Source organism: Bradyrhizobium sp. SZCCHNR1017 (assembly GCF_032381375.1).
Classification (GTDB): Bacteria; Pseudomonadota; Alphaproteobacteria; order Rhizobiales; family Xanthobacteraceae; genus Bradyrhizobium.
Window position 1 is genome coordinate 210,707 of sequence record NZ_JAUHIR010000009.1, and the last position, 24,814, is coordinate 235,520.

General features: G+C 63.5%; 23 protein-coding genes, 1 tRNA gene and 1 pseudogene. 8 read left to right on the forward strand and 17 right to left on the reverse strand.

The annotated features are described in order from the left end of the window. Positions 1–274 precede the first annotated feature (274 nt). From QW863_RS22660 to QW863_RS22695, 8 genes and pseudogenes are all read right to left on the reverse strand, one after another. Positions 275–2,101, reverse strand: coding sequence for a tannase/feruloyl esterase family alpha/beta hydrolase (locus tag QW863_RS22660; RefSeq protein WP_315714176.1), 1,827 nt, complete (start codon positions 2,099–2,101; stop codon positions 275–277). Between the two features lie 188 nt (positions 2,102–2,289). Next, positions 2,290–4,011 carry an FAD-dependent oxidoreductase gene (locus QW863_RS22665; protein ID WP_315706503.1) on the reverse strand — a complete coding sequence of 574 codons (1,722 nt, stop codon included), beginning with the start codon at positions 4,009–4,011 and terminating at the stop codon, positions 2,290–2,292. A 15-nt stretch (positions 4,012–4,026) separates the two neighbouring features. Continuing rightward, the gene (locus QW863_RS22670; RefSeq protein ID WP_315706504.1) at positions 4,027–4,842 is read right to left on the reverse strand and encodes a sugar phosphate isomerase/epimerase family protein; all 816 of its coding nucleotides are present in this window, start codon (positions 4,840–4,842) and stop codon (positions 4,027–4,029) included. Further along, positions 4,842–5,498 carry a hypothetical protein gene (locus tag QW863_RS22675; RefSeq protein WP_315706505.1) on the reverse strand — a complete coding sequence of 219 codons (657 nt, stop codon included), beginning with the start codon at positions 5,496–5,498 and terminating at the stop codon, positions 4,842–4,844. The genes QW863_RS22670 and QW863_RS22675 overlap by 1 nt, the downstream gene beginning before the upstream one ends. 13 nt (positions 5,499–5,511) lie before the next feature. After that, entirely contained in the window at positions 5,512–6,006 is a 495-nt protein-coding gene (locus QW863_RS22680) for a type II 3-dehydroquinate dehydratase (protein WP_315706506.1), read from the reverse strand. A gap of 28 nt (positions 6,007–6,034) precedes the next feature. Further along, positions 6,035–7,308: pseudogene (locus tag QW863_RS22685) on the reverse strand (TRAP transporter large permease). Between the two features lie 55 nt (positions 7,309–7,363). Next, complete coding sequence (locus tag QW863_RS22690) at positions 7,364–7,873, reverse strand: TRAP transporter small permease (protein WP_315706507.1); 510 nt, start codon at positions 7,871–7,873, stop codon at positions 7,364–7,366. Between the two features lie 74 nt (positions 7,874–7,947). Next, complete coding sequence (locus QW863_RS22695) at positions 7,948–8,967, reverse strand: TRAP transporter substrate-binding protein (RefSeq protein ID WP_315706508.1); 1,020 nt, start codon at positions 8,965–8,967, stop codon at positions 7,948–7,950. 217 nt (positions 8,968–9,184) lie between these two features. On the opposite strand from QW863_RS22695, the gene QW863_RS22700 reads away from it, so the two are divergent. From QW863_RS22700 to QW863_RS22710, 3 genes are read left to right on the forward strand one after another with little or no spacing between them, the layout of a single operon-like run. Further along, positions 9,185–9,844, forward strand: a complete 660-nt coding sequence (locus tag QW863_RS22700; protein WP_315706509.1) for a GntR family transcriptional regulator — start codon at positions 9,185–9,187, stop codon at positions 9,842–9,844. Continuing rightward, complete coding sequence (locus QW863_RS22705; protein WP_315706510.1) at positions 9,841–10,413, forward strand: hypothetical protein; 573 nt, start codon at positions 9,841–9,843, stop codon at positions 10,411–10,413. The genes QW863_RS22700 and QW863_RS22705 overlap by 4 nt, the downstream gene beginning before the upstream one ends. After that, the gene (locus tag QW863_RS22710) at positions 10,388–11,329 is read left to right on the forward strand and encodes an SMP-30/gluconolactonase/LRE family protein (protein ID WP_315706511.1); all 942 of its coding nucleotides are present in this window, start codon (positions 10,388–10,390) and stop codon (positions 11,327–11,329) included. The genes QW863_RS22705 and QW863_RS22710 overlap by 26 nt, the downstream gene beginning before the upstream one ends. 27 nt (positions 11,330–11,356) lie before the next feature. Here the strand turns inward: QW863_RS22710 and QW863_RS22715 are convergent, their stop codons facing one another. After that, positions 11,357–12,451 (reverse strand): hypothetical protein, encoded by a 1,095-nt coding sequence (locus QW863_RS22715; protein WP_315706512.1) that lies wholly within the window; start codon positions 12,449–12,451, stop codon positions 11,357–11,359. Positions 12,452–12,725: 274 nt separating this feature from the next. On the opposite strand from QW863_RS22715, the gene QW863_RS22720 reads away from it, so the two are divergent. Then, positions 12,726–13,724 carry a LysR substrate-binding domain-containing protein gene (locus QW863_RS22720; RefSeq protein WP_315706513.1) on the forward strand — a complete coding sequence of 333 codons (999 nt, stop codon included), beginning with the start codon at positions 12,726–12,728 and terminating at the stop codon, positions 13,722–13,724. Between the two features lie 27 nt (positions 13,725–13,751). Here the strand turns inward: QW863_RS22720 and QW863_RS22725 are convergent, their stop codons facing one another. Together QW863_RS22725 and QW863_RS22730 are read right to left on the reverse strand one after the other, a co-directional pair. Beyond that, on the reverse strand, positions 13,752–15,224 hold the full coding sequence (locus QW863_RS22725; protein WP_315706514.1) for a carboxylesterase/lipase family protein: 1,473 nt from the start codon (positions 15,222–15,224) through the stop codon (positions 13,752–13,754). A gap of 105 nt (positions 15,225–15,329) precedes the next feature. After that, on the reverse strand, positions 15,330–16,637 hold the full coding sequence (locus tag QW863_RS22730) for an MFS transporter (RefSeq protein ID WP_315706515.1): 1,308 nt from the start codon (positions 16,635–16,637) through the stop codon (positions 15,330–15,332). 274 nt (positions 16,638–16,911) lie between these two features. On the opposite strand from QW863_RS22730, the gene QW863_RS22735 reads away from it, so the two are divergent. Continuing rightward, the gene (locus QW863_RS22735) at positions 16,912–17,109 is read left to right on the forward strand and encodes a tetratricopeptide repeat protein (protein WP_315706516.1); all 198 of its coding nucleotides are present in this window, start codon (positions 16,912–16,914) and stop codon (positions 17,107–17,109) included. A 94-nt stretch (positions 17,110–17,203) separates the two neighbouring features. Here the strand turns inward: QW863_RS22735 and QW863_RS22740 are convergent, their stop codons facing one another. Both QW863_RS22740 and QW863_RS22745 read right to left on the reverse strand, forming a co-directional pair. Beyond that, positions 17,204–17,473 (reverse strand): conjugal transfer protein TraD, encoded by a 270-nt coding sequence (locus QW863_RS22740; RefSeq protein ID WP_315706517.1) that lies wholly within the window; start codon positions 17,471–17,473, stop codon positions 17,204–17,206. Position 17,474: 1 nt separating this feature from the next. Further along, the gene (locus tag QW863_RS22745; RefSeq protein ID WP_315706518.1) at positions 17,475–17,801 is read right to left on the reverse strand and encodes a conjugal transfer protein TraD; all 327 of its coding nucleotides are present in this window, start codon (positions 17,799–17,801) and stop codon (positions 17,475–17,477) included. A 169-nt stretch (positions 17,802–17,970) separates the two neighbouring features. On the opposite strand from QW863_RS22745, the gene traA reads away from it, so the two are divergent. Then, positions 17,971–20,982, forward strand: a complete 3,012-nt coding sequence (traA, locus tag QW863_RS22750; RefSeq protein ID WP_315714175.1) for a Ti-type conjugative transfer relaxase TraA — start codon at positions 17,971–17,973, stop codon at positions 20,980–20,982. 102 nt (positions 20,983–21,084) lie between these two features. Further along, positions 21,085–21,360, forward strand: coding sequence for a helix-turn-helix transcriptional regulator (locus QW863_RS22755; protein WP_315707353.1), 276 nt, complete (start codon positions 21,085–21,087; stop codon positions 21,358–21,360). Positions 21,361–21,578: 218 nt separating this feature from the next. Here QW863_RS22755 and QW863_RS22760 read toward each other — a convergent pair whose 3' ends face one another. After that, positions 21,579–21,842 carry a hypothetical protein gene (locus QW863_RS22760; RefSeq protein ID WP_315707331.1) on the reverse strand — a complete coding sequence of 88 codons (264 nt, stop codon included), beginning with the start codon at positions 21,840–21,842 and terminating at the stop codon, positions 21,579–21,581. Here QW863_RS22760 and QW863_RS22765 point away from each other — a divergent pair. Continuing rightward, positions 21,826–23,457 carry a recombinase family protein gene (locus QW863_RS22765; RefSeq protein ID WP_315768699.1) on the forward strand — a complete coding sequence of 544 codons (1,632 nt, stop codon included), beginning with the start codon at positions 21,826–21,828 and terminating at the stop codon, positions 23,455–23,457. The genes QW863_RS22760 and QW863_RS22765 overlap by 17 nt on opposite strands. Here QW863_RS22765 and QW863_RS22770 read toward each other — a convergent pair. The 3 genes from QW863_RS22770 to QW863_RS22780 form a co-directional block, all read right to left on the reverse strand. After that, positions 23,414–23,490, reverse strand: a tRNA-Met gene (locus QW863_RS22770). The two genes, QW863_RS22765 and QW863_RS22770, sit on opposite strands and share 44 nt — an antisense overlap. A gap of 237 nt (positions 23,491–23,727) precedes the next feature. Continuing rightward, complete coding sequence (locus QW863_RS22775; protein ID WP_315714174.1) at positions 23,728–24,078, reverse strand: hypothetical protein; 351 nt, start codon at positions 24,076–24,078, stop codon at positions 23,728–23,730. Between the two features lie 76 nt (positions 24,079–24,154). Then, positions 24,155–24,790 carry a class I SAM-dependent methyltransferase gene (locus QW863_RS22780; protein ID WP_315714173.1) on the reverse strand — a complete coding sequence of 212 codons (636 nt, stop codon included), beginning with the start codon at positions 24,788–24,790 and terminating at the stop codon, positions 24,155–24,157. Positions 24,791–24,814 lie beyond the last annotated feature (24 nt).

Sequence of the window (24,814 nt, forward strand, 5' to 3'; positions counted from 1 at the left end):
TTCAACGTCCTTCGGCGGAAATTGCGTGCCGTTCGCGGACGAGGACTGCCAGCAGCGGGAGTACGAATCACGAAAAATCGTAGTTTGGCGCATGAGATAGTAGGATTGGTAGCGAAGTCCGCTGCCAATCCCAAACCAATGGTTCTTCATTCCTATTTTGACGACGGAGCTGCGACATGCAACGGTGAAAGAGTCAGGCTCTTCCAACGACAACTGAGACCGCCATCGCCTCTCGTCTGTCTCCCCTCTGTCGAGAATTTCTTGATTGTAGTGACTAGCGGCAGCTGAAGCTCGAAGGCTGCGTCGCAGGGCCGCGGCCATCCCACGTCGTCCGCTGCGGATAGACGCAGACCGGATAGCTCACGCTGCCATCGCGCGAGGTCAACGTGATCTCGCCCGGCGGCACTCCCTTCTCGACCCAATCCGTCAATGCGGAGAAGAACTGGTCCTTGTCGCGGGTCGGCGTCTGGTTGGCATTGCCCGGCAGTTTCGGCAGCGGCACGGCGTCGTTCTTGCCGGTCACGGTGTACGAGCGGCCCTGCGAGGAATGCGCAGCCCCCGGGACCAGATACATCCGCATGAATTTTGAGACCTCGGCGTCGCCGCCCATCGCAGCAAGCACGCGCTCGTGATAATTGACGTTGCCGGCCGGCGGGATCGCATCATCCGCAAGGCCGCTCCATATGATCACCTTGCGGCCGAGATCGCGCAGCTTCGAGAGATCGGCCTTGTCGGTGATCAGATTGCTGAACAGCGTGGGCTGCAGTTCGACATTCTTGTCGACGCCAGCAGCGAAGGCGGCATAATCGAGCTCGAGCCAGCGGTTGCGCCTTGCGGTCGAGGTGTTGGTGATCGGAATGGCTGAGGTCGCGCTGGCATCAGCGGCGTAGCTGACGTCCTCCATGCCGAGCGCAAAATTGTCAGTCGACGGGCTCGTGATCTGCGTTGAGATCGACGTGCCCTTGGTAAAGGTCCACCACATCTGCTTCACGCCGAGCGCCTTGCCGCTGCGGGCTTCCGCCGTCTGAGCCGGATCGACGCTGCCATCGCGGGTCGCGCCGTACCAGATTTTGTTGAGCGCACCCGCTTCCTTCGAGCTCATGCAAGCTGCCTTGTCGGCGTTGCTTCCGGTGACGCCGTCGCTCGTTTCGCCCGTACAGAGCAGCACCGCGTCGCGGGCGGGATTGTAGTCGCAGGCGAAGGGATCAAGCAGGAAGCCGAGCCCGGCCTTGTCACAGGTTGCAACGGCGCGCTTGTTGGCAGCGTCGACCTTGGCGGCGAACGCGGCAGCCTCCGGCTTGTTGATGGCAGAGAAGCCGAGCTCGGTCTTCATCACGATCTGCGGATAGAGGCTGGTGGTGCCGAACCGCGCGATGTTCGGCGCAGGCTGCGCGATCATGTAGCCGTCATAGAGCTCTGGATATTCCTGCAGGATCTTCAGGCCCTGGCGGCCGCCCTGCGAGTGTCCATCGTAGTAGACGAATTTCGGCGCCTTGCCATAGTAGAGATTGACCAGCGCTTTGGTCTTGATCGCCTGCTCGACCATCGCCCGTACCGAGAAGTCGCGGAGGCCCTCGACGTTAACCTTGCCGTCAGAGAGGAAGGCGAACGAACCGTCCTGATACCACGGCTGGCCGGCATCCGTTGTGCCCGAAGCATAGCCGATATTGGCGTTGACAATTGCCGGCACCTTGCTCCCGATCTTGTCGGCGAAGCGATGGCCGCCGCCGACCCAGCCGCCACCGCCATAGTTACGGATGCGCTCGTTCCAGTTGGCCTGCGTCGGCAGCCAGACCTCGATGCCGATACCTTCTGAATAGGAGCGCGCGTTTTTGTCCTTCTCCGCTGTGACGCCGGGACCGACCAACAGCTTCACGAGGCAAAGATCGGCTGCCGCCGTGATCGGCTTCGGCGCATCGGGCGCCAAAAGCTCCTCACCCTTGTTGACCCGGCTGACCGCGATCACGGTCGTGATCTCGTCGGGATGGAAGGCGGCTTTGATGCCGTCGTCACAAGCCATCGGCTCGGCGAACGCCGATGTCACCTGGCAAGTCGCAGCCACCAGCAGCATTGCCCAAAAAATTCCTCGCGCGATCGGCATCAGTTCTCTCCTCTTGCTTATCGTTCTCTGTTGGCAGCCCGGGGCCGCCTTAGTCTACAATCGGTACCGTCAGCGGCTCATGGGTCTGTGCGGCGCAGCCGAGCCGCGACTCCGGGGGCGCCAACCCGGCGCCTGAACCCGAAGGCAAAATTGTCGCGAATCAGAATCGCCTGCGAACCTCCCGTTGGTCACTCAGACAGCCTCATTCGGTCAGCGAGCGTTCCTGCGCAATCGAGCGCGGCGCACCATGCAAAGACCATGGCGGGGCCGATCATCGTTCCAGGTCCGGGGTACATGCCGCGGAAAATGGAGGATGCATCGGTCCCGACGGCATACAGTCCGGGCAAGACCGTTCCGTTGCGTGACAACACTCTGGCGCGCTCATCCGTAAGTAGACCGCAACTGCTGGCGAGATCCGACGGCCACACGGCGACGGCATAATAGCGCCCCTGACCGATCCGCCGCAGACATGGGTTCGGCTTGGTCTCCGGATCGCCATTGAACCGGTTCAACGCGCTGGACCCTCGGCCGAAGTCTTCGTCGATCCCGCTGTCCGCGTAGCGATTATACTGCTCGACCGTTGCCGCAAGCTGCCCGGCGTCGACGCCGATCCTTCGCGCCAGCTGCTCGATCGTCTCCGCCTCGACCAGATAGCTGGCTTGCACGAACGCCTTCAGGTTTCGCGTCCCCGGACGAACGAGCCCAATGCCGAAATCCTTGATGAACGTCGCATCGCAGATCAGGAAGGCCGGACTTGAAGACGGCGCGTTCGATCGCAGCATCGCGGCGACGAAGTCATGATAGGAATCGGCCTCGTTCACGAAACGGCGGCCTGACCTGTTCACGGCCAGCAATCCAGGCTTGGCGCGATCGAGCATGATGTGCGGGAAGATCGACACATGACCGTCGGCCTGCGTCATCACCGAACTCGGCATCCACAACGCCGGACTGTCGAGGTCTCGGGCGATCGCTGCACTGACGCGCTCCGCCGCCAGGATGCCATCGCCGGTGTTCGAGGTGGGCGCGAGCGAAAGTCGACGCGCCGGCTCGGGGAATAGACGCTCTCTTAGCTCACGGCTCCAGCCGATGCCTCCGCTCGCCAGCACGACGCCCTTGCGGGCCCTTATCCTGAGCTCTCCGCCAGGAGACGAAAGAACCGCACCCATGATGTGATCCCCCTCGCAAACGAGATCGCGAAGTTCGGTCTCGAAGCGCAGGTCGACGGCGACGCGGCGGAGGCTGTCGAGGAGCCTCGCGACGAGCGCGTTTCCCATGACCAGGCGCGTTCCGCGCGTGTGGCTGATCCGGTCCATCGCATGCCGGGCGAGCAGACCCAGGACATGCCTAAGACTGCTCCAGCTGCGGAATGGCGCCAGCAGCGCCGGGATGTCCGCCTTGCTCACCATCATGCCGCCGAGCACCATGAACTCCCGACGCGGCGGCCTGACACGGGCAAAATCCGGTCCGAGCTTTCGGCCCTCGAACGGCATGGCCGTGAGCGCGCGTCCGCCGATCGCAGCGCCCGGAAGCTGCTTGTAGTCGGGGTGGATCGGAGGCGCCGCAAATCGAACGCTCGTCTTCTGCTCGAGATCATCAAGCACGACCCACCCTGCCCGAAGGAACATGTCGACGCGGCGGTCGGCGGCGTGCTCGCCGAGCATTGCAGCGAGATAGGTGCGCGCGGCCTCGACCGTATCAGGCGTCCCCGCAAGGCGGCCCTGCCGGTTGCCCGGGATCCACACCGTGCCGGCGGAGGTTGCGGTGGTGCCGCCCACCATGTCCGACTTCTCGCACAGGACGACGTCGAGCCCTTCGAGCGCGCCCACCAGCGCGGCCGTCATGCCGGCAGCGCCGGTACCGACGACCAGCAGATCGGTCTCAACGTCCCACGGGCGATCGTTGTGCGCCATCACCAGCCTCTTCCGTCACAGCGCCTGCGCCTTTTCGACCACGGCCCTGCCCGCTGCAAGGGCGCGCCGCGCCCGCGTTTCAGCATCGACGGTCTTCGCCAGCACAACGGTCGGCACCTCGATGCTGATGGTCAGGCAGTCCGGCATCGCCCGCGTGAGACCGACGAGATCGATGCCGCCCTCGCCCGGGAACATGCGCTCCTCGCGCGCGGCATGGATCATTTGCTCAGTCGTCGCGGGGCGCTCGGCCGGACCGTCGCAGAGCTGCCAATAGTGCAGCCGATCGGCCGGGATGGAGCGGAGATCCGCGAGCTTGCTTCGCGATCGATCGAAATGCAGCGCATCCACCAGAATGCCGGCCGCGGGATGGTCGACATCGTCAACGATCCGCATCGCGGTTGTCAGATCAGGAACGCTGGTCCAGGGCATGAATTCCAGATCGGCGGTCAGACCGAACGCAGCAGCCGCCTCGCAAAACTGCCGATAACGATCGGAGAACCGCGCCAGGTCGGGGTCATAGCCGGCGACAAGGATGTGCCTGGCGCCGAGGCGTGCGCCTGTCTCGAAGAACGGCATGAACGACGCGACGCTCGTCTCAGGTCTGAAGGCGACGACCTCGAGATCGGCAACGGTTACACCCGTCGACTGCAACTGCTGGAGCGTCGTACGCAGGAGCGCGGCGTCATCCATCAGGCGATAGGCCAGTCCACCGGGCACGGCCGGCAGCAGCCTGAGGCCGACCTTGTCGTAGCCGCAGCGGGCCGCCAGATCGATCATCTCGGGCGGCGCCAAGTCGAGCACGGTCAGCGCAGCGAGCGAAAAGGTCGCCATCAGCAAGCATCCGCGATGCGTGCGTCGAGCGCAAACATGCCCTGATAGAAGTCAGGCTCGCTGGCTCCCTCCATGACATCGGATGCAAGTGTCCGCGCCTGCCGCAAGGCCCTCTGCAACGAAGCGTCATCGAGCGCCTCGATCAACAGAAGCCCCGAGAAGAAGCCCTCGTGCTTCCGCATGCCCTTTTCAGCGGTCGGTACGGATGTCCGCGGCGCGTCGGTCGCCCCGATCTGCACGGCAGCGATCCCGTCGCAGCCAACGAGCGCGGTGGCCAGCCGTTGCGGGTCGGCGGGCAATTTGTCGATCCGCAGCGCCACGATCGTGGCGCCCTCGCCCCGCCCGGCGCGCGCGACGATCACACCGCCGCCACGCATGAAATTGCCGAGCTTCGGCATGATGCGCTGCGACCACGGGGTGGGCGCGTTGAGCCGCGCCAGATAGTCCTTGCCGTCGAGGACCTCGGGCGTTTCGAGCTCGTACAGGATGAAGAAGCGGTTGACGTCGCTGCGCACGGCACGAAACACACGCGACGCCAGGAAGCCCCGCGTCGTCACGCGCTCGGTGGTGTGCTCGCGCGTCAGCCAATGCCGGTAGTCGGTCAGATCATGCGCCTCGACGTCGCTCCAGATGGCGAGAAACCCTGTTCCGCGCATGCTTGTCTCCTGATTACATCTTGCCGGTTAGCGCAAGCCCGTGCAGGGCCGGCGGAATCGTTTCAGGCAATTGCCCGAGCCGCTGGACGACCGCCAGGATCGCAGCGAGATAGCCGTAAGCGCCAAGTCCGCAAATCACCGCTGTGCAGGCCCGCGAGGTGATCGAATGGCGGTGCAGCTCGTCCCGCGCATGGATGTTGGAGATGTGCAGCTCGATCTTCACCCCATCGAAGATGTTCAGCGCATCGATCAGCGCGACCGATGTGAAAGAATAGCCTGCCGGATTGATGATGATCGCATCCGCCTGGCCGTGAGCGGATTGGATCAGACCAACGAGCTCGCCTTCCATGTTCGACTGGTGGAACGAGACGGATACGCCGAGTTGGTCCGCGAGCGCGTGGCAGCTGTCCTCGATCTGCTTCAGCGTCGTCGAGCCGTAGATGTCGGGCTCCCGAATGCCGAGAAAATTGAGATTGGGTCCATTCAAGATCACGATCCGTGCGGCCATGTTCGACTCCTTTGCCAACGCAGCCCGATCAGCCGCCGAACCATCGCGCCGGCACCGTCACCAGGCCGGGAAACAGGACCATCGCGAACAGGACGATCAGCTGCGCGATCATGAAGGGCCAGACCCCCTTGATGATGTCTTCCATGCTGATCTTGGACACGCCGCAGACGACGTTAAGCACGATGCCGACCGGCGGCGTGATCAGGCCGATGGAGTTGTTGATGATGAACAGCACGCCGAAATAGACGGGGTCGATATTTGCCGCCTTGATGATTGGCATCAGGATCGGCGTCAGGATCAGGATGGTGGGCGTCATGTCGAGCGCCGTGCCCACGATCACGACGACCACCATGATCGCGAGCATCAGGATGGTGTTGTTGCTCATGAACGGCTTCAGGAGATCGACGACCTGGTTGGAGATCTCAGACACCGTGATCAGCCAGGACGACACCAAGGCCGCAGCGACCAGGAACATGACGACGCTCGTGGTCACGGCCGACGAGACCAGGACCGCGTAGATCTCGGACCATTTCAGCTCGCGATAGATGCACGTCGCGACGAACATCGAATAGACGGCGACGACGACGCCGGCCTCGGTTGGCGTGAAGATCCCGAAGCGCAGGCCGACGATGATGATGGCGGGGAGCATGAGTGCCCAGAAGCCGTCGGTGATCGCATGCCACACCTCGCGGCGCGCGGCGGCGGCGACAGGTTTTCCTTGCGCACCACCCAGTACCAGGCGGCGCAAAGGCCCAATCCCAGGAAAAGGCCGGGCACGATGCCGGCAAGGAACAGCTTCGAGATCGAGACGTTGGCGGCCACGCCGAAGATCACGAATCCGATGCTGGGCGGAATCACCGGGCCAATCACGCCGCCGGCCGCCACGAGACCCGCCGCATAGGTCTTCTTGTGTCCCGCCGCCACCATCATCGGCACCAGCAGCGCCGCCAGCGCGGCGGCGTCGGCCGCCGCCGACCCCGACAATGACGACAGGATGCAGGCGGCCAGGATCGTGACGTAGCCCAGGCCGCCCCGGAAATGCCCCACCGCCACGAGTGCGACATTGACGATGCGCTTGGCCAGTCCGCCCTTGTTCATGATCTCGCCCGCGAGCATGAAGAACGGGATGGCCATCAGCGGAAAACTGTCGGCGCCGTTGATGACGTTCTGGGCGACGATCTGGGGATCGAACATGTCAATGGTGCTCATCAGGGCGACGCCGCAGATGAGGAGCGCAAAGGCGATCGGCATGCCCAGCGCCATGGCGCCCAGCAGAGAGACGGTGAAGACGACGATCGTCATGGCATGATCCGGGTGACGCGGAGAGAGTGAGAGGGCGCGAAGACGATCGAGGCCATCACTGCTCCTCCGATTCCCTGACCGCCACCATGTCCTCCTCGCTCGCCTGCCCGCTGATCACCCGGTACAGGTCGTAGAGAAGGATAATTGCGGCCGACACACCGAAGATCACGCCGACGGCGTAGAAGATGGCCATCGACAGACCGGTCGCCGGCGCGCGGTCGTCGATGTTGATGAGGGTCTGACGCCAGCTGCCGGAGAGCAGCAGCCAATCGGCGAACAGCATCAGGCCGTAGTTGATGAGGAAGCAGATGCGCTTGCCGGAGGCCGGCAGCTTCCGCACCAGGCTGTCGACGCCGAGATGGGCGTGCTCGCGCAGCGCGACGATGGCTCCGAGGAAGGTCAGCCACACCAGCAGCCAGCGCGACAGCTCCTCGGACACCGTGATGCCGGAGTTGAAGCCATAGCGCAGCACTACGTTGCCGAAGACCAGCACCACCATGGCCGCGAGACACGCGGCAATGACGGCTTTCAGAAACGAGCAATAGAGGTCGAGAAACTGCGCCATGCGTCAGGTCCGAGCAGATGTGGGACGTGAGCCGGCATGGGCCGGCTCCGCCGCCTATCGTGATGGAGAGGCGATTACTTTACGTCCTTGCGGATGCGCTCGACTTCCTCGTTGAACAGCTTCACCGTCTCGGGCCGAAGATTGGCCGAGACCTTGTCCACGACCGGTTGAACCGCCTTGCGCATGCGCTCGGTCTCCTCGGGAGCGATCGCATTGTACTGCATGCCCTTGGCCTGCAATTCCGCCAGCGCCTTTTCGGTCTGGAGGCGCGTCTGCTCCTTCTGATAGTTGCGGCTTTCCTCATAGGCCTCGCGCATCAGGCGCTGCTCGGTCGGCGACAACTTGTCCCAGAACGTCTTGCTCACCAGGATGATGTTGAGGGTGAAGGTGTGGTTGGTGGCCGAGACGTACTTCTGCACCTCGTAGAACTTGTTGGAGAGGATGACGGTGTAGGGATTCTCCTGCCCGTCGACGGTGCGAGTCTCCAGCGCCGAATACAATTCGCCGAACGCCATCGGGACGGGATTGGCCTTGAAAGCGCTGAAACTCTCCAGATAGACCGGGTTCGGAATGACGCGCAGCTTCAGGCCGGCGAAGTCCTCGACCTTGGTGATCGGCCGGGTGCTGTTGGTGACGTTGCGGAAGCCAAGGCCCCAATAACCGAGGCCGATCAGGTTCTTCGACGGCAGGCCCTCAAGCATGGCCTTGCCGAATTTGCCGGTCGCGAGCGCATCGGCCTGCTCGGTCGTGTTGAACAGGAACGGGAAATCGATCAGGCCGAACTCGGGCACGACGGTCGCAAGCGACGTGGTCGAGGCCGACAGCATCTCCTGAGTGCCGCCGCGCAGCGCGGATTGCTGCTGCAATTCGTTGCCGAGCTGCGAGGCCGCGAACTCGCGGACCCTCATCTTACCCCCGCTCTTGGCCAGCAGGATCTCTCCGAACTTCTGCACGCCGAAGCTGACGGGGTGATCGGTGTTGTTCAGGTGCCCCCACCGGATCGTCCGCTCCTGAATGTCATCGGCGGCAGATGCGCCGACCGTCAGCGCCACCGAGATCGCGGCGGCAGACAGCGCCCGTGCGAACAAGCTCATCGTGTCCTCCCTGGTTTCTTCGGGGCACGCGGCGGGTTGAGCGCTTATTTTCCGTACCCTCTGTTTATCGAGAAAACACACATCAATATCGATGTCAAACGACAATCATAATTTCATATGAGATTTCAATGGACATCAGATGCCGCGACTCTGCTATAATGCCGGCGAGTGGCCCGCTCCCACAGGGCGGCGCTCCGGGCGAGCGGGATCAGAAGGCATGACGGATCTTGAGGAACGGCCGCTGTCGGCGGGCGACAGCGGCTATCGGCGCATCCGCTCCGACATCATTTTCGGCGTGCTCACGCCGTCGGGACGCCTCAGGCTCGAGGCGATGAAGGAGGATTACGGCGTCAGCATCTCGACCCTGCGCGAGATCCTCAATCGCCTGGCGTCCGAAGGCTTCGTGGTCGCCGAAGGGCAGCGTGGCTTCGAGGTGGCACCGGTCTCGCTCCAGAACCTGCGCGAGCTCGCCGAGCTGCGCATCCTGCTGGAGCATCACGCCATGGCCGAGTCGTTCCGCGCCGGAGACGTCGAGTGGGAAGGACGCGTGGTGTCAGCGCATCACAAGCTGGCCGCGACCGAGCGCACCATCCTGAAGGAGGGCGACGATCCCGAGTTGCGAAAGCGCTACGACGGCGAATTCCACCAGGCGCTGATCTCGCGTTGCGGGTCGCGCGAGCTGATGCATACGCATTCCATCGTGTTCGACAAATATTTCCGTTACGCACTGCGCTATCGCGGCAGCGAGACGATCAACCAGCACAAGGCGCTGCTGGAATGCGCCCTGAGGCGCGACATCGAGGGCGCAAGGACCGTCCTGAGCGAGCACATCAACAACTGTGTCGCGCATGCCCTGTCCTCCTGGACCGGCAATTGATCGCCCTCACCTTGCCGCCCCCCGGGTGGTCGACGCAGAGAACGATTCATGCGCGCCAACATTCCCTTCTCGACCGCCCGGCTCGACGGCCTGCTCGACGCGGCCGGCATCGACGTCCTGATCTGCACGTCGAAGCACAACATCAGTACCTTCTCGGCGGCTACTACCATTTCCAGTTCGACTTCATGGACGCGATCGGCATCAGCCGGCACCTGCCGATCCTCATCTATGTGAAGGGCGAGCCGGACAAGACGGTCTACACCGCCAACCGGAACGAGCGGGACAGCATCCCCAATAGGACGGACGCCGGATACTGGATGCCGCCGGCCGTGTTCGGATCGTCAACCTCGGTCGAGGCCATGACGCTCGCGCTCGGGCATGTCCGATCCGTCGCGACGCCGGGGCTTGCTGTCGGCGTGGAGTTGTCGTTCCTTCCGCCGACGCCGCGGACCTGCTGCGCAAGGAACTGCCGCTTCGTCCAGGCGATGCGCCCGCTGGAAAAGCTGAGATCGATAGCGCGCGCGGCTGGAACGGGATTCCGACATGACCATTCATTCGATCTCCGCTGATCGGGTCGAGATTGCGGTGGCCAACGCCGATCTCCTCGGCGAGACGCCATTATGGTGCGACCGGACCCGCAAGCTGTGGTGGATCGATATCGACGGCAGGCTGCATCAGTCGTTCGATCCGGAAACTGGCGCGCACCACGCTGTTTCCCATGAGTGTCAATTCCTTGGCAGCCAGGCGCTGACGGCGGACGGCTCGCATCTGCTCGCACGGGATCTGACTCTGTACCGTCGCGCGGCCGATCATCCGGAGCAGTTTGTCGAGGTCGAAAACGGCCTCGACAACCGCCTCAACGACGGCCGGGTTGATGCGCGCGGCCGCTTGTGGATCGGCACCATGGACAACCAGCTGCATCGCCCGAACGGCTCGCTCTATCGCGTGACCGGAGACGGCCAGGTGACGCGCATCTTCGGCGACGTCATCGTGACCAATGGGATCGCGTTCGCGCCGGACAACCGCACGCTCTATTTCACCGATACGCGGCGATACTGCACCTGGTCGTTCGACTTCGATCTCGACGACGGTATCATCAGCAACCGGCGCCTGTTTGCAGATTATAGCACGTCGAAGGAAAGACCGGACGGCGCCTGCGTCGATGCCGCAGGCGGGTTATGGACAGCCTTCTTCTCGGGCGGCCGCGTCGTACGCTACCGCCCGAACGGGCAGATCGACACCATCGTCCCATTGCCGGTGACGAACCCGACCTGCGTGTGCTTTGGAGGCAGCGACCTCAAAACGCTGTTCATCACGACGGCCAGAAAATTCCTGGATCCGAAGCAGTTGAGTGCCGAACCCATGGCGGGACATCTGCTTGCTGTCCGCGGCCTCGCACAAGGCCTCTCCGAACATCGTTTCCCATCGGGCGGTGCTGTGCGACGCCAAAAAGCTGACGACGGTCGCATCAGGCGCGGCAGGTAAACCGCTCTCCCCCGTTTTGTCGACGCACTAGAACTTCACGCTGATGCCGCTGGACAGACTCGATTCGGTGCAGGTGTTGTTGCTCACCCCTGGCGATCTCGTGCAGAGCTTGCTGACATTGTGATCGAGACCGTATTTGTTCTGCCAGTAGCGATAGGCCACCCAGACATCGAGATAGTGCGAGAATTTCGGGCCCCACATCGCTTTGGAGGCATCGAAGGTAAGGCGGATCGGCTCGGAGTTGAGTGAGACTTTGGTCATGGAGTTGGCCGGCGCCGCGACGGGCAGCGGATTATAGGGAAGTGGGCTGTTCTCGGGGCCGAGCGCGCCGAGCAACTGGGCGCGGCCGCTGATGGATAAATAGCGCATGCTCTCGGGTAAGAAGCCGAGGTCCATGTAGTAGTTCGTTTCAATCGCCCAGGTCGGCTGATACCGCCGGTTGCCGTCGGGCAGACAGCTCACGCCGGGCCCCGGAGGGGCAAAGCCACCACCGCACTGCAGGAATCCCATGTGTGCCATGTAGATCCATGTCGCGAGCGGCGCGACGTTGACGTAACCCTTGTAGGGAAGATCGAACTGGAACTGCAGGCCGGCCGATACGGCCTGCGCAGCGGCGGCGCGATAGTAGTTCGACGTGCTCAGGTCCAAACCGACCTCGAAGGAGATGTTGCGGAGCGGGCCGACCGTGAACGCCTTGGTATCGAAGATTTCATTCCAGCCAAATGTCGAACGGCTCTGACCGGTGAAAAAGATTGCACCCGCGCAATTGGCCGGTGTTGCAACACCGGTGCCCGGATTGACCACGACGCCCGCGTTCGTGCAGGGGCTGGCGGGATCGTTATGGTCCGCCTTGAACATCGAAATGTTCAGGAAGTTCGTACCGTACTGCCAGATGTCGAAATGCGTGAACGAGTAGACCTGCATCGCGGTCGTGCTGTTGAGCGACCCGTCCGGATTCCTGGAGAACACGCCGGGGTCCGTCGCCTTGGGGATATAGGAGAAGGTGAGGCGATCATCGATCAGCGAAAAGAATGGCTGACCGGAGGCCGCTGGCTTTGCCTTGACCGGCAAATCCTCCGCGACAGCTGCCGCGCTTGCGCACGACGCAAAAGCCAGTGCCATGAGTAATGGCTGAATATGATGCCTCAAGTCCCCCTCCAATGTCCTCTAAGCCCAGGTCCAAGACATCAGACGCTGTCGTGGTCCGGCGTGTTGTCCCTCGAACCGCCCCGTTCAGTTCGGTGAAACAGCATAGGCAGTGGACGCGGGACAAAAAGTCCGGCAATCGGTACAGTCACGTTCCAGGATTGGAACGACGACCTGCTTGCTGGAGTGCCGCTTTCGATCGTCTCATCGAATCCGGACTTCTGTCTGAGATCTCCGCAGAGGATTACTCATGGGAACGGTCGATGACCTGACACTTCTCGTCGAAATCATCGAGGCCGGCAGCCTGTCGGCGGCGAGCCGCAAGACAGGCATTCCGAAGTCGAGCTTGAGCAGACGGATCGGCGACCTCGAAAGTCAGCTCGGCGTGCATCTCGTTCATCGCGGCCCGCGCAACTTCGCGGCGACTGAAATCGGCCTCTCTATCTACGAGCGGAGCCAGAAGATCAGGGAAGAGCTGGTTGCGATCAAGGCGCTTGCGGAGGACCGCACGAACCGCCCCTCGGGCATGCTGCGCATCTCCTGCCCGGCCGTCCTCTCCGAGATTCTGGTCGCCGATTTTGCCATCCAGTTTGCCGAGACCTATCCGGATGTGCGCCTGACCTTGGACAACACCAAAGGGACGTTCGACCCGAAGATCGATCACTACGACCTCGCAATCCATCCTGTGCGCGAAGATCTGGCGGATTCCGAATTGATCTGCCAGAAGCTCGCGACAGCGCCTTACCGCTTAGTCGCAGCGCCCGCCCTGATGGCGCGCCTCGGCCCGCGCACGACCCCCGCAGACCTCGAAGGCCTCCCGGGCGTCGGATGGGGCGCCGACGGCTTCATGGCGCGCTGGCGTCTGTTAGGCGCAAGCGACGCGACGACGGAGATCAACGTCAAGCTCAACTTTTCAGCCAACAACCTCAACATCATTCGCCAGGCTGCGCTACGCGGCCTCGGTCTCGCGCGACTGCCGATGCCGATGTGCGACGCCGACCTGCTCGATGGCCGGCTCGTTCTGCCGCTTCCCGACTGGGCGCCGCCACCGGTGACGTTCTATGCGCTCTATCCTTCGCGCCGATCCCTGACGGTCGCCGGCCGTTTGTTCCTCGCCGGTCTCGCCAAATTTCTTCAGGACAGGCTGCGCTCGTCCGATAGTCCGCAGCCATCGGGTCCGGCGTCCGCCGTGAGGCGCAAATCCCAACGCGCCGTGAAGAAGCGCAGGCCCAGACCGGCCAGGCGTTGAGAGAACTCCCGGCCGTTCCTGCTCGAGTCAGGCGATGTATCGCGATGCCGTGATGCGGCGATCAAAATGCAGGACCGCCTGATCCGCCGCGTGGGCGGGCCATTCCGGGAGACCGCGCGCGTTCGGGTCTCCCGCTGCCGCGAACGCGGCGATCGAGCCTCTGAAGAGGCGGCTCAGGTCCTGCACTTCGCGCCGGTCCGCGCCTTTGACCATGGCAGCCGACTGCCAGATGTTGAAGTTGCCAAACAGGAAGGGAAGATCGATGCAATGGCAGGCTCCCAGGCCCGGAACGGGCGCCTGCCAGTCGAACAGATAGGTGAAGGCCTTTCGACCGAGGCTGGACTGCGTGGCGGCGATCTCCAGGCTCTGCTTTGTGAACATCCGTTCGCTGTAGAAGTCGCCCAGGAGCATGCGAGGTGTCGCAGGCACGCGCGAGGAACGCAGCCGTGCCAGCGTCGCACTTGCGTCGTCGTCCCCCTGGGATCGGATCACGTCCTCGAGCGCATCATCGGACAGTTCGTCGAGCGACGGATTCGAGATCGAGAACGCGGCATACTCCTCGCGCGTCAAGCCGATCATCATGTCGCACCACCGTGCGCCGCCGCTTCGAATTGACTCGATGGGATCGCGGTGCACGAGGGCATCATCCAGAACCGGCATGAAGGGAGGCGTGATATCTCCCGGGGTCGCCGGCGGCCGCCTTTGCAGCATGCGCAAGCCCTCGAGGGCGCGACCAATCGGGATCGTTCGGAGTTTGTCGACCTCGTCAGCGGCGATGCCGAGAACATCGAGGATTGCATTGGCGACCGGTCGCGACTGTTCGACGGTACGCAGCTTGACGCCGACCGGCGCGCTCATCAGGATCGCCCGGTTGAACAGCCCCGATCCAGCTTCGATGCCGGCAAGGGCCGCGATGCTGAATGCGCCCGCCGATTGGCCGATCACCGTGATCCGCTGCGGATCTCCGCCGAACACGCTGATGGCTTGTGCTATCCAGCGCAACGCTGCGACCTGGTCGTGCAGGCCGAGGTTCAGACCGCCGAGGCCGGGATGCGGGAAGAAGCCGAGAATGCCGAGCCGATAGCTGACGTTGACAACGACGAGGCCATTGTCCTTCGCGAGGATGCCTCCGTCGTAGCAAGGCAGCGATCCGCCTCCGGTCATGAAGGCGCCGCCATGAATGAACACCAGGACCGGAGCGCGGTCGCCTGCCGCATGACCGGTCCAGACGTCCAGATGGAGACAATCCTCGCTTTGCTCGACGTCGTAGGTCCCCATCACCACGTCGAGACGCGACGGATTCTGCGGAGGAATCGGCCCGGCCGCGACGGCGTCGCGAACACCGCCCCATCGCGGCGGCACTGACGGCATCTCAAAGCGCAATGGGCCGACGGGGGCTTCCGCATACGGAACTCTCCGAAACGCGGTCACTCCTTCTGATCGCGCGCCGCGCAGCCGACCAAACGGCGTTTCCAGCTCAACATGCTCCACAGCGGTCATTCCTATTCCGACAAGGCACTTCCCGGCCCCACGGCTTAAGCTCTCTCACCAAATGCAGCCAGCGTCCGAAAATGGCGAGCAGCGTTCCAGATTTGAAACGCCGCATCATGACCGCTCCGTCGTCCGCAAGTGCGGAAGCAGAGCGAAGATCGCAAGCAATGCGGGAAGCGTGGCCGCGAGCAAGATCGCTTTCGGCGCAACACCCTTCGAAACGAGGAGACCTGCGAACGCGGGCCCAACGATCGAGCCGATGCGGCCGGCGGCAGCGGAGAAGCCGACACCGTGGGTGCGAAGCGCTTCGGGATAGATCGCGACAGCGAGAGCGGACTGCCCCACGCTGCAGGAGATCAGACCTGCACCGGTTCCGGCAATCAGCAGCCAGACACCGAGCGGGACCACGTCGTGCGCCGCAAGCCCCGCCGCAGACATGACCCCAAGGGTCACGGCCGACACCAGGATACGCGCAATCGGAAGCCTGCTCACGAGGAGCATCACGAGGACGTTGGCGACCAGGCCGCCGGCGCTGAAGAAGCTGATGCCAAGCTGCGAATATTCGGTCGAGAATCCGAGCTTGACGAGCAGCGCCGGCAGCCAGAACACCAGTGCGTAGCCGTCAGCGAAGATCAGAAAGGAGAATATCCAAAGGCTGACGGTCCGGCTCGCAACGCCAGTGGCGAGCAGATCTCCGATCAGCTTCAAACCGCCCAGGTGCAGGTCGCGTTGATTGGTCGACAACGGATCGCGCGCGGCGGTCAGCCTGGGTAACCAAAACAGCAGAACGAGGGAGAGTCCGAGCGGCAGGGCACCGCCGATGATGAAGATGGACTGCCAACCCAAACGCGCGGTCAGGACTGCACCGAGCACACCGCCCAGGATGCCGCCGGCGGCGAGCCCGGTCCCGACGATGACGGCAGCCGTCTCCTTCAGCCTTGGCGGACATTGCGACGTCGCAATGGCAATCGCCGACGGCAACGCTGCACCGAGCCCAATAGCCGTGATCAGGCGCAGCGCTGCAAGCTGCTCCACGGAACCCGCAAGCGGCGTTGCCAGCGAGAGAACGCCAAACGCCGCCACGCTTGCGATCAGGACAGGACGCGCCTGCCAACGGCTGACCAGCGGGCCGGACGCCAGGTATCCGAGCACGGCGCCGACGCTCGTCAGCACGAACGCAGGTGTGAGCGACGCCGGCGAGACCATGAAGTGGGCTGCGATGACGGGAGCCGCCACGCCGATCGAACTGGTATCAAGCCCGTCGAGCAGGACCGCTGCGAAGCTGAGCGCGATCGCGATCCAGGCTGATCTCGATACACGTTCAGCGGACGTGCTCCCAAGGCGCGTGCTGGTGTCGTTGACGCCGGAGTCGCATTCTTCGCCTTCGCTTCCTAGCGGACTTGCTTGCGCTACGCCCTTCACCCTTTTGCCTCCACACCAATCCCGTTGGGGAAAACTCAAGGGGTTTCCAAACTAGCTGTCCAGCTCCAGGAATGGGATGCTCGGTTCTATAATTGAGACGCGAGCTGTTACGCGCAGCCCGTGATCCTCACTTGGCTTGAAGACATGTTCAAGCATGGCGACGTTGCTGGTGACGAGGTCGTTGCCAATCAGACCGTCGTGGCCCTGATGCAGCCTGAGCAACGATGCGCCGACCACCGTCGCGGCGCAGACCGCGGCCTCGGGGCGACCGCACATGAATCTGGCGGCGGCCTACCAGCAGTTGGGCCGGACCGAGGAGGCGAAGGCGGCCATGCAGGAGGGCCTGAGGTTGCGGCCTGGCACGACGGCCCTCAACGTTGCACCGCCGATGAAGAACACCAGCCCGGTCTTCGTCCAGGCCGCCGATCGGATGATCAAGCTGATGATCGCCGCCGGCTTGCCGGAGCGCTAAGCGGCATTGCTGCCATGCCTCTCGCCGGCTCAAGCTCACACCGCACAGCCGCCAATTGCGCGTCAAGGACACTGGCGATTGGGCAGGCAGAGTTTCAGCTCTTGCTTGGTGTTGAGCCATTTTGATCGTTCTTGTCTGGTGTCGCCGCTTCCGCCTCAAACACCCGCTTCCCCTCTGCCATCCATAGCGCTCGCGCCCGTTCGCGCTGATCACTTTGGAGTTTGTCAGCAACCCAGAGCAGCGCGCCATAGATGATGGCGCGATCATCGCCGGTTTGCTCCACGACACCGGCTTTGACGACGAGGCCACCGAGTTCGATGAGATGGCGGGTGCGCTTTCGGCGCGTGATCTGCCAAGAGCGCATGTCACGCCGTGCCCTTGCGGCTTGTTGCCGGTTGCGCGCCGCTCGGTTGCGTCGAAACCACATTAGCGTCGCGGTCAGTTGCTGGCGCATTCCGCATCGACCGTCCTTGAAAGAACGAGACGCCGCGCTTGGCCCATGCCTCCCTCTTTCCGGCCTCCTTGGTCTCGACCAGCACGATCAGCGCACCAGCGAGTTCGTCTGCGCTAAGCGCGTCAGCTCCCGTGGCAATGACGAGCTCGCCTAGCTGCCGCACCTTGCGGGTTTTAAGCTCGTGCGCTTTGTCGTCGAGTGCCTTCAGGTCCGCATCAAAGTCCCTTGGTTTGCGCATTGTCGTCTCCCTACGTCGGCGGAGAAATGATAACTCGGCTAGCGGCGCCTTGCCGTAAGGTCGTCAGGACGAGCTGAGATGGGATAATCCCTCCCGAGATTTTTTCGAGGGAGGGCGCGCTTATACGTCGTGCCGACGTACGCTTCGCTGTGTAGATGCTCTGCTCGCGATGGCGATCTATCATCTTCACGTCAAGGTCATTGGCCGGAAGGCCGGGAGCAGCGCGGTGGCATCGGCGGCCTACCGCTCGGGCTCGCGGCTGCGCGACGAGCGGTTGGGCCGTGAGCAGGATTTTTCGGCCAAGCGCGGCGTCGTCCATTCCGAGGTGATGCTGCCGGAGAATGCGCCGGAGGCGTGGAGTGACCGCGAGCGGCTCTGGAACGATGTCGAAGCATTCGAAGTCCGCAAGGACGCCCAGCTGGCCCGGGAGATCGAGTTCGCCCTTCCGCGAGAACTGACTGAGGCGCAGGGCATTGAGCTGGCTCGGGACTTCGTTCAGAGCGAGTTCGTCCGTCGCGGCATGATCGCCGATCTTAATGTGCATTGGGACAGGGCCGAAGACGGCCTGCCCAAGCCGCACGCCCATGTCATGCTGACAATGCGCTCGGTCGATCAGAACGGCTTTGGTCAGAAGGTGAGAGAGTGGAACCGCACGGAGATGGTCGAGCGCTGGCGCGAACGCTGGGCGGAGATTGCCAACGAGCGGCTGGCCGAGCTCGACATCGACGCGCGGATTGATCACCGCAGCCTGGAAGCCCAGGGCATTGCGCTCGAGCCGCAAAGCCAGATCGGCGCACCGGCCAAGCGCATTGAGGGGCGGAGAGGCGGAGGCGAGGGCGCTGAGGCTGACCGGGCCGAGATGCACCGCGAGATCGCGCGAAACAACGGCAGGAGGATCATCGCCGATCCCTCCCTTGGACTGGACGCGATCACCCAACAGCAATCGACCTTCACACGCCGTGACCTCGCAAAGTTTGCGCATCGGCACAGTGACGGGCTCGACCAGTTCAATGAAGTGCTGGGCGCAATGCAGGGAGCGCCAGATCTAGTCGACCTCGGCAAGGACGCTCGCGGCGAGGATCGGTTCACCACCCGCGGAATGATCGAAGCAGAACGGCGCCTGCACCGGGCCGCTGAGCTGATGGCAGAACGGGAGCGCCACCAGGTGCGCGACGAGGATCGCCAGGCCGCTTTGGCGCGTGCGGAAGCACGCGGCCTGGTGCTGTCATCCGAGCAGGTTGACGCCTTGGCGCACGTCACGGATGGACGCGGTCTCAGCGTCGTGGTCGGCCATGCCGGGACAGGAAAGAGCGCGCTGCTGGGGGTGGCGCGGGAGGCGTGGGAAGCAGCCGGCTTCGAGGTCCGGGGCGTGGCGCTGTCCGGCATTGCAGCAGAAAACCTCGAAGGCGGGTCGGGCATTGCGTCGCGCACGATTGCCAGTCTGGAGCATGGCTGGGAGCAGGGCCGTGATCTACTCAAATCGAGCGAGGTGCTCGTCATCGACGAGGCGGGCATGGTCGGCACGCGCCAGCTCGAGCGCGTGATGTCTCGTGCTGCCGAGGCGGGCGCCAAGGTCGTGCTGGTCGGCGATCCGCAGCAGCTGCAGGCCATCGAGGCGGGCGCAGCTTTCCGGTCGATCCATGAGCGTCACGGCGGGGCGGAGATCGGCGAAATACGCCGTCAGCGCGAAGACTGGCAGCGCGACGCCACGCGCAATCTGGCGACCGGCAAGGTCGGCCATGCGCTAGAAGCCTATCGGGCCAACGGCATGGTGCATGAGGCGATGACCCGCGAGCAGGCGCGGGGCGATCTGATCGCGCGCTGGGACCGCGACCGGCAGGTATCGCCGGACCGGAGCCGGATCATCCTGACCCATACCAATGACGAGGTGCGCGCGCTGAACGAGGCGGCGCGCGGACGGATGCGGGCCGCCGGCGCTCTGGGCAATGAGGTGGGTGTAACGGTCGAGCGCGGCGCGAGAAGCTTCGCCGGCGGAGACCGCATCATGTTCCTGCGGAACGAGCGTGGGCTTGGTGTCAAGAACGGCACACTCGGGACCATTGAACTGGTCAGCGCGCAATCCATGACCGTGCAGATCGACGATGGCCGGTCCGTGCGCTTTGACCTCAAGGATTACAACCGGATCGACCACGGTTATGCCGCGACGATCCACAAGGCGCAGGGTATGACGGTCGACCGGGTCCATGTACTGGCAACGCCCGGCATGGACGCCCACAGCAGCTATGTCGCACTGTCGCGGCATCGCGACAGCGTGGACCTGCATTATGGCCGCAACGATTTTACCGATGCGGATCGGCTCAACCGTGCTCTGTCGCGCGACCGGTCGAAGGACATGGCCTTGGATTACGACCGTGCCGATCCCGTCCAGAGCTACGCCGAGCGGCGCGGGATCACGTTCCGCGAGCGCGTGGCCGAGATCGTGCGCAAGGCCGTGCCAGAGACGCTGCGCGGCATGTTCGACGGCCTTAGCGTTTCTGGAGAGGTGCTCGACCGGGATGGCGGACGACGGCCCGAGCGGGGATCCCCCGAAAAAGAAAACAGCGGCACGGCAGCCGACCGGCGCGAAGCCGAAGTGCCGGCAAGGACCGTGGCGCAAGATCCCGAAGCGGAAGCCCGTCGTGTGCGGACCCGAGCGCTGGTGCGCCATGCTCGCGCCGTGGATGCGATCTTCGCAGCGCATGAGATGGGCGGCAGAGCGAGCCCCGAACAGGTCAAAGAGCTACAGACCGCCCGCCAGGCCTTCGAAAAGGTGCGCCCCTATGGCTCCCACGACGCTGAGGCCGCCTACAAGAAGAACCCCGAGCTGGCCCGCGAGGCCGCTGGCGGACGCCTCAACCGCGCCATCCGCGCGCTCCAGCTCGAGACTGAACTGCGCACCGATCCGAGCCGCCGCGCCGATCGCTTCGTAGAGCGCTGGCAGAAGCTCGAGCACACCAGTCAGCGACAATATCAGGCCGGGGACATGTCCGGTTACAAGGCCACGCGGTCCGCGATGGGCGACATGGCGAAAAGTCTCGAACGCGACCCGCAATTGGAATCCATTCTCGCCGGTCGCAAGAACGATCTCGGCATTGCATTCGAATCAGGCCGCCGGCTCGGCCAGGATCTGGCCTTCGTCCATGGCATCGATCTCGGCAGAGGCCGAAGCCTTGGAATTTGACCCATCCCGTTTGCCGCCGGCTCTACGCCACGCTTGGCAACGCGCGAACTCTTATTGTCCGCCTGCATCTGTTTGGCCTCTCTGGTCTCACAACACCTCAGAATCGACCAGCGAAGGGCATCACGGCCATGCGCGAACCAGATCATCAGGTTGAAGACCATCCTCACCAGGACCGGGCTGTCCCGGTCCACAATCTACCGCAAGATCGCCGAGGGCACGTTCCCGGCCCAGCTCAAAATCAGCAGCAACGGTTCGGGCTGGCATGAATCCGATATAAACCGATGGATCGCAGATCCAGCCGGATGGCGTGCGGAAGGTCGATTCGAGGAAGCCGCGGTGAGCTCGATTTCCGATCCTTCAACCGGCCGCAGAACGTAAAGACTCGTGCTCTCGTATCCTCACTTCATACACCGCCCACTTTCGATCCCGGACCCTTTCCTTCGCCAGCGCATCCTAAACGGCGAGCGCGTCTCCGATCCTCTTCCGTTTCCGGACACCCCTCTTTTGACTGTGCCGACGGCAGGCACAGTGCCCAAGGTCAAAGCGATCCGCATCCAAACGACGTTTCTGTTCTCGATTCTATCCAATGCTACGCTTCATCGTTCCCCGATCTCGCCTCGGCTCTCCCCGCGCAGCATCCTGTTGAGATGGCGCGACAAAAGACCGGACAGGGATCGCATCGGGCAACAGGCTGTGTTGCCGAAACTGACAATGCCCTGGCCAAATTCGTTGAAGCGCTTGCGATTGCCGATGCGAGGCGCGATCATCTGCGGGAAAGAGAGCCGCTGACAAAATGCCATCTTGATGCGGTCAACTCTCGGTGCCGCAGCAATGGTGTTCATGATGAAGCGCGCAGCCATTTACGCCAGATTCTCGACCGAGCTCCAAAGCGAAAGATCGACTGAAGATCAGATCGCTTTGTGTCGGACCTATGCGGCGCGTCATCAGCTCTCAGTCGTCGCTACGTTCGAGGACAAGGCCCGGTCTGGGGCCTCGGTTTTTGGACGCGATGGCTTGATGCAGCTGATGGATGCTGCACGCCTGCACACATTCGATGTCGTAGTCGTGGAGGCGTTGGATCGGCTCTCGCGCGACATGGAGGATCTCGCCGGAATTCACAAGAGGCTGTCCTTTCAGGGGATCCAGATCCAAGCGGTGCATGACGGCACGGCAGACTCCATCCTGATAGGGATTCGCGGTCTCGTCGGACAGATGCAACGCGAGGATGGCGCGAAGAAAGTCCGGCGCGGTATGGCCGGCGTGATACGCGATGGCCGCCACGCTGGCGGGCGCGCCTATGGCTATCGTGCGGTCGCCGGCAAACCCGGCGAGCTCGAAATCGTCGAGCAGGAGGCCGCCGTCGTTCGGCGCATCTTCGCCGCTTATGCCGACGGACGAACACCTCGCGACATTGCGCGGGATCTCAATCGCGAGGAAATTCGTCCGCCGCGAGGCCCGCGGTGGAATGCATCGACGATCAACGGCAACGCGCAGCGCGGGAACGGCCTCATTTTCAATGAGCTGTATGCGGGTCGCATCGTCTGGAACAAGGTCCGGATGGTCAAAGATCCCGACACCGGAAAGCGGCTGTCTCGGCCCAATCCGCCGGACGAGTGGCAGCGCATCGAAGCCCCCCATTTGCGGATCGTCGAACAGTCCATTTGGGAACAGGCTCATCTGTTGAAGTCGCAGAAGAGCCGTCTCGCCAGCCACGTCAAGCGCCGAACGCCACATCTGCTTTCCGGACTTCTTCGCTGCGGTTGCTGCGGATCCGGCCTGTCGGTGCATGACCGGGACAAAACGGGCAAGACCCGCGTCCGCTGCTCGGCCGTGCGCGAAAGCGGCAGCTGTTCGAACCGCAGAATCTTGTACCTTCGCGACGTCGAAAATCTGGTCCTCAGCGGCATGGCCGAAGAACTGAAGGATCCTCGGCTGATCGAGACCTATGTGCGCAACTATAATCGTGAACGAGAGCGCCTTGCCGGAGACGCCGCCGCAACACGCACGCGCCTGGAGGCGAAGCGCGATCGGATCGAGGGCGAGCGGCAGCGCAACATCGATCTTGTCGTCCGATACGTCATTTCGGAGGACGACGCTCGGCAACGCATCGCCGAGCTCAAAGAGGAGCGAGAGCGGGTAGAGGCGGAACTGGCCGCGCTCGAGGAAGCGCCTGTTCCGGTTGCCCTTCACCCGGCAACCTTGGACCGATATGTCGCAACCGTCGATGCGCTAGCGGAAACCTTGGCGGACCACGCCATTGCCGAGGACGACCGAGGCACGCTCATCGACGATTTCCGGGCTCTCGTGCACAGCGTCACGATTTACCCGAAGGGACCCAGGGAAGGATTTGAGATCGAAGTGAAGGGAAAGCTAGCTGCTTTACTCGGGAAAGGAGTGTTCCCAGACGGCAGCTACAATAGTGGGTCACGCGTGGTAGCGGGGGAGGGACTCGAACCCCCGACCCCAGGATTATGATTCCCGTGCTCTAACCAGCTGAGCTACCCCGCCACGATGTTCGATCAAGGCAAGACCGGTCGAAGCGGGCGCCGGGCCTTGTGAACGGGCGGCATATAAGGAGGCGTCTCCGCCCCTGTCAAGCAAAGCTCGCGGGCAGCAGCGGTTTTCACACCAGGGGATTTCCGGACGACTCTCCAAGGCCTTGCGCATGTATCCGCCGGTCGTCGAGGGCCGCAGGCCGACATGTGCGCCAAGAGCGACGGCTCGGCAATGCAGATCACAAGAGGCTCATTTCGGCTGCACGTTCGGATTGCCGCCGGGGCTGCCGGGCGGCGGGATCACCGGCGTCGTGCCGCCCTTCGGGGTCGGCGCGTGCATCTCCGGATCGACCCCGCTCGGCGGACATAACACACCGTTGGTCTTCGCCAGCTTGTCGCCGAGCGGCTCGCCGGCACTGCCGGTGGTGATGCCGTCGGGCGTCGCCGTCGCGCGGGCATTCGGCGCACAGGCGGCATTCGCGTCGGGGGCCGGCGCCGTCGCCTGCGGAGGTGTGGCCGCCGTTGGCGGCGCCTGGGCGTGGGCCGCAGCCGCGGTCGAGACCAGTGCGAAGGAGAGGAACAAGGATTGCCTGATGCTCATGGCGGGGCAACGCAAACCCCGCGTTCGCGTTCCGCGCGGATGGCGTGGCAAAGCGCACGGCCAGAGGATCTGGCGGTCAGCCCTTGCGGTAGCGAATGAGCGAGAAGTGTCCGAGCGGTGGCATCGGCCGGCGCTCGGCCAGCGTGACGCCGCTATGCTTTGCGGCCCAGTTCACCAGCCGGGCCCAGGGGAACTCCGGCCGCCAGCCGAGCCGGCGCGCGATCGGCGCGAAGGCGAGCTCGAAGATGCGGCGCGGGCCGCTCTCGGCGCCGATATGGTTGACCAGGATCAGCTCGCCGCCCGGCTTCAGCACGCGGATGAAATCATCGAGCGTCGCTTCGGGATCCGGCACCGCGGTGATGACGTATTGCGCGACCACCGCGTCGAAGAAATTGTCGGGAAACGCGAGATGCTTGGCATCCATCACCGCGAGCGTCTCGACATTGAGGAGCTTCAGCTCGCGCACGCGGGCCTGCGCCCGCCGCAGCATCGGCTCGGAGATATCGACGCCGCAGATCTTCGTGGTCCGGGCATAGTCCGACAAGGACAGACCGGTGCCGACGCCGACGTCGAGAATACGGCCGCCGATGCGATCGGCCTCCGCGATGGTCGATTGGCGGCCCTGATCGAAGACCTTGCCGAACACCAGATCGTAGATCGGCGCCCAGCGCTCATAGGCCTTTTCGACCCCCGCGCGGTCGATGTCCCCCATGCCCCCTGCCCTGAATGATGGATG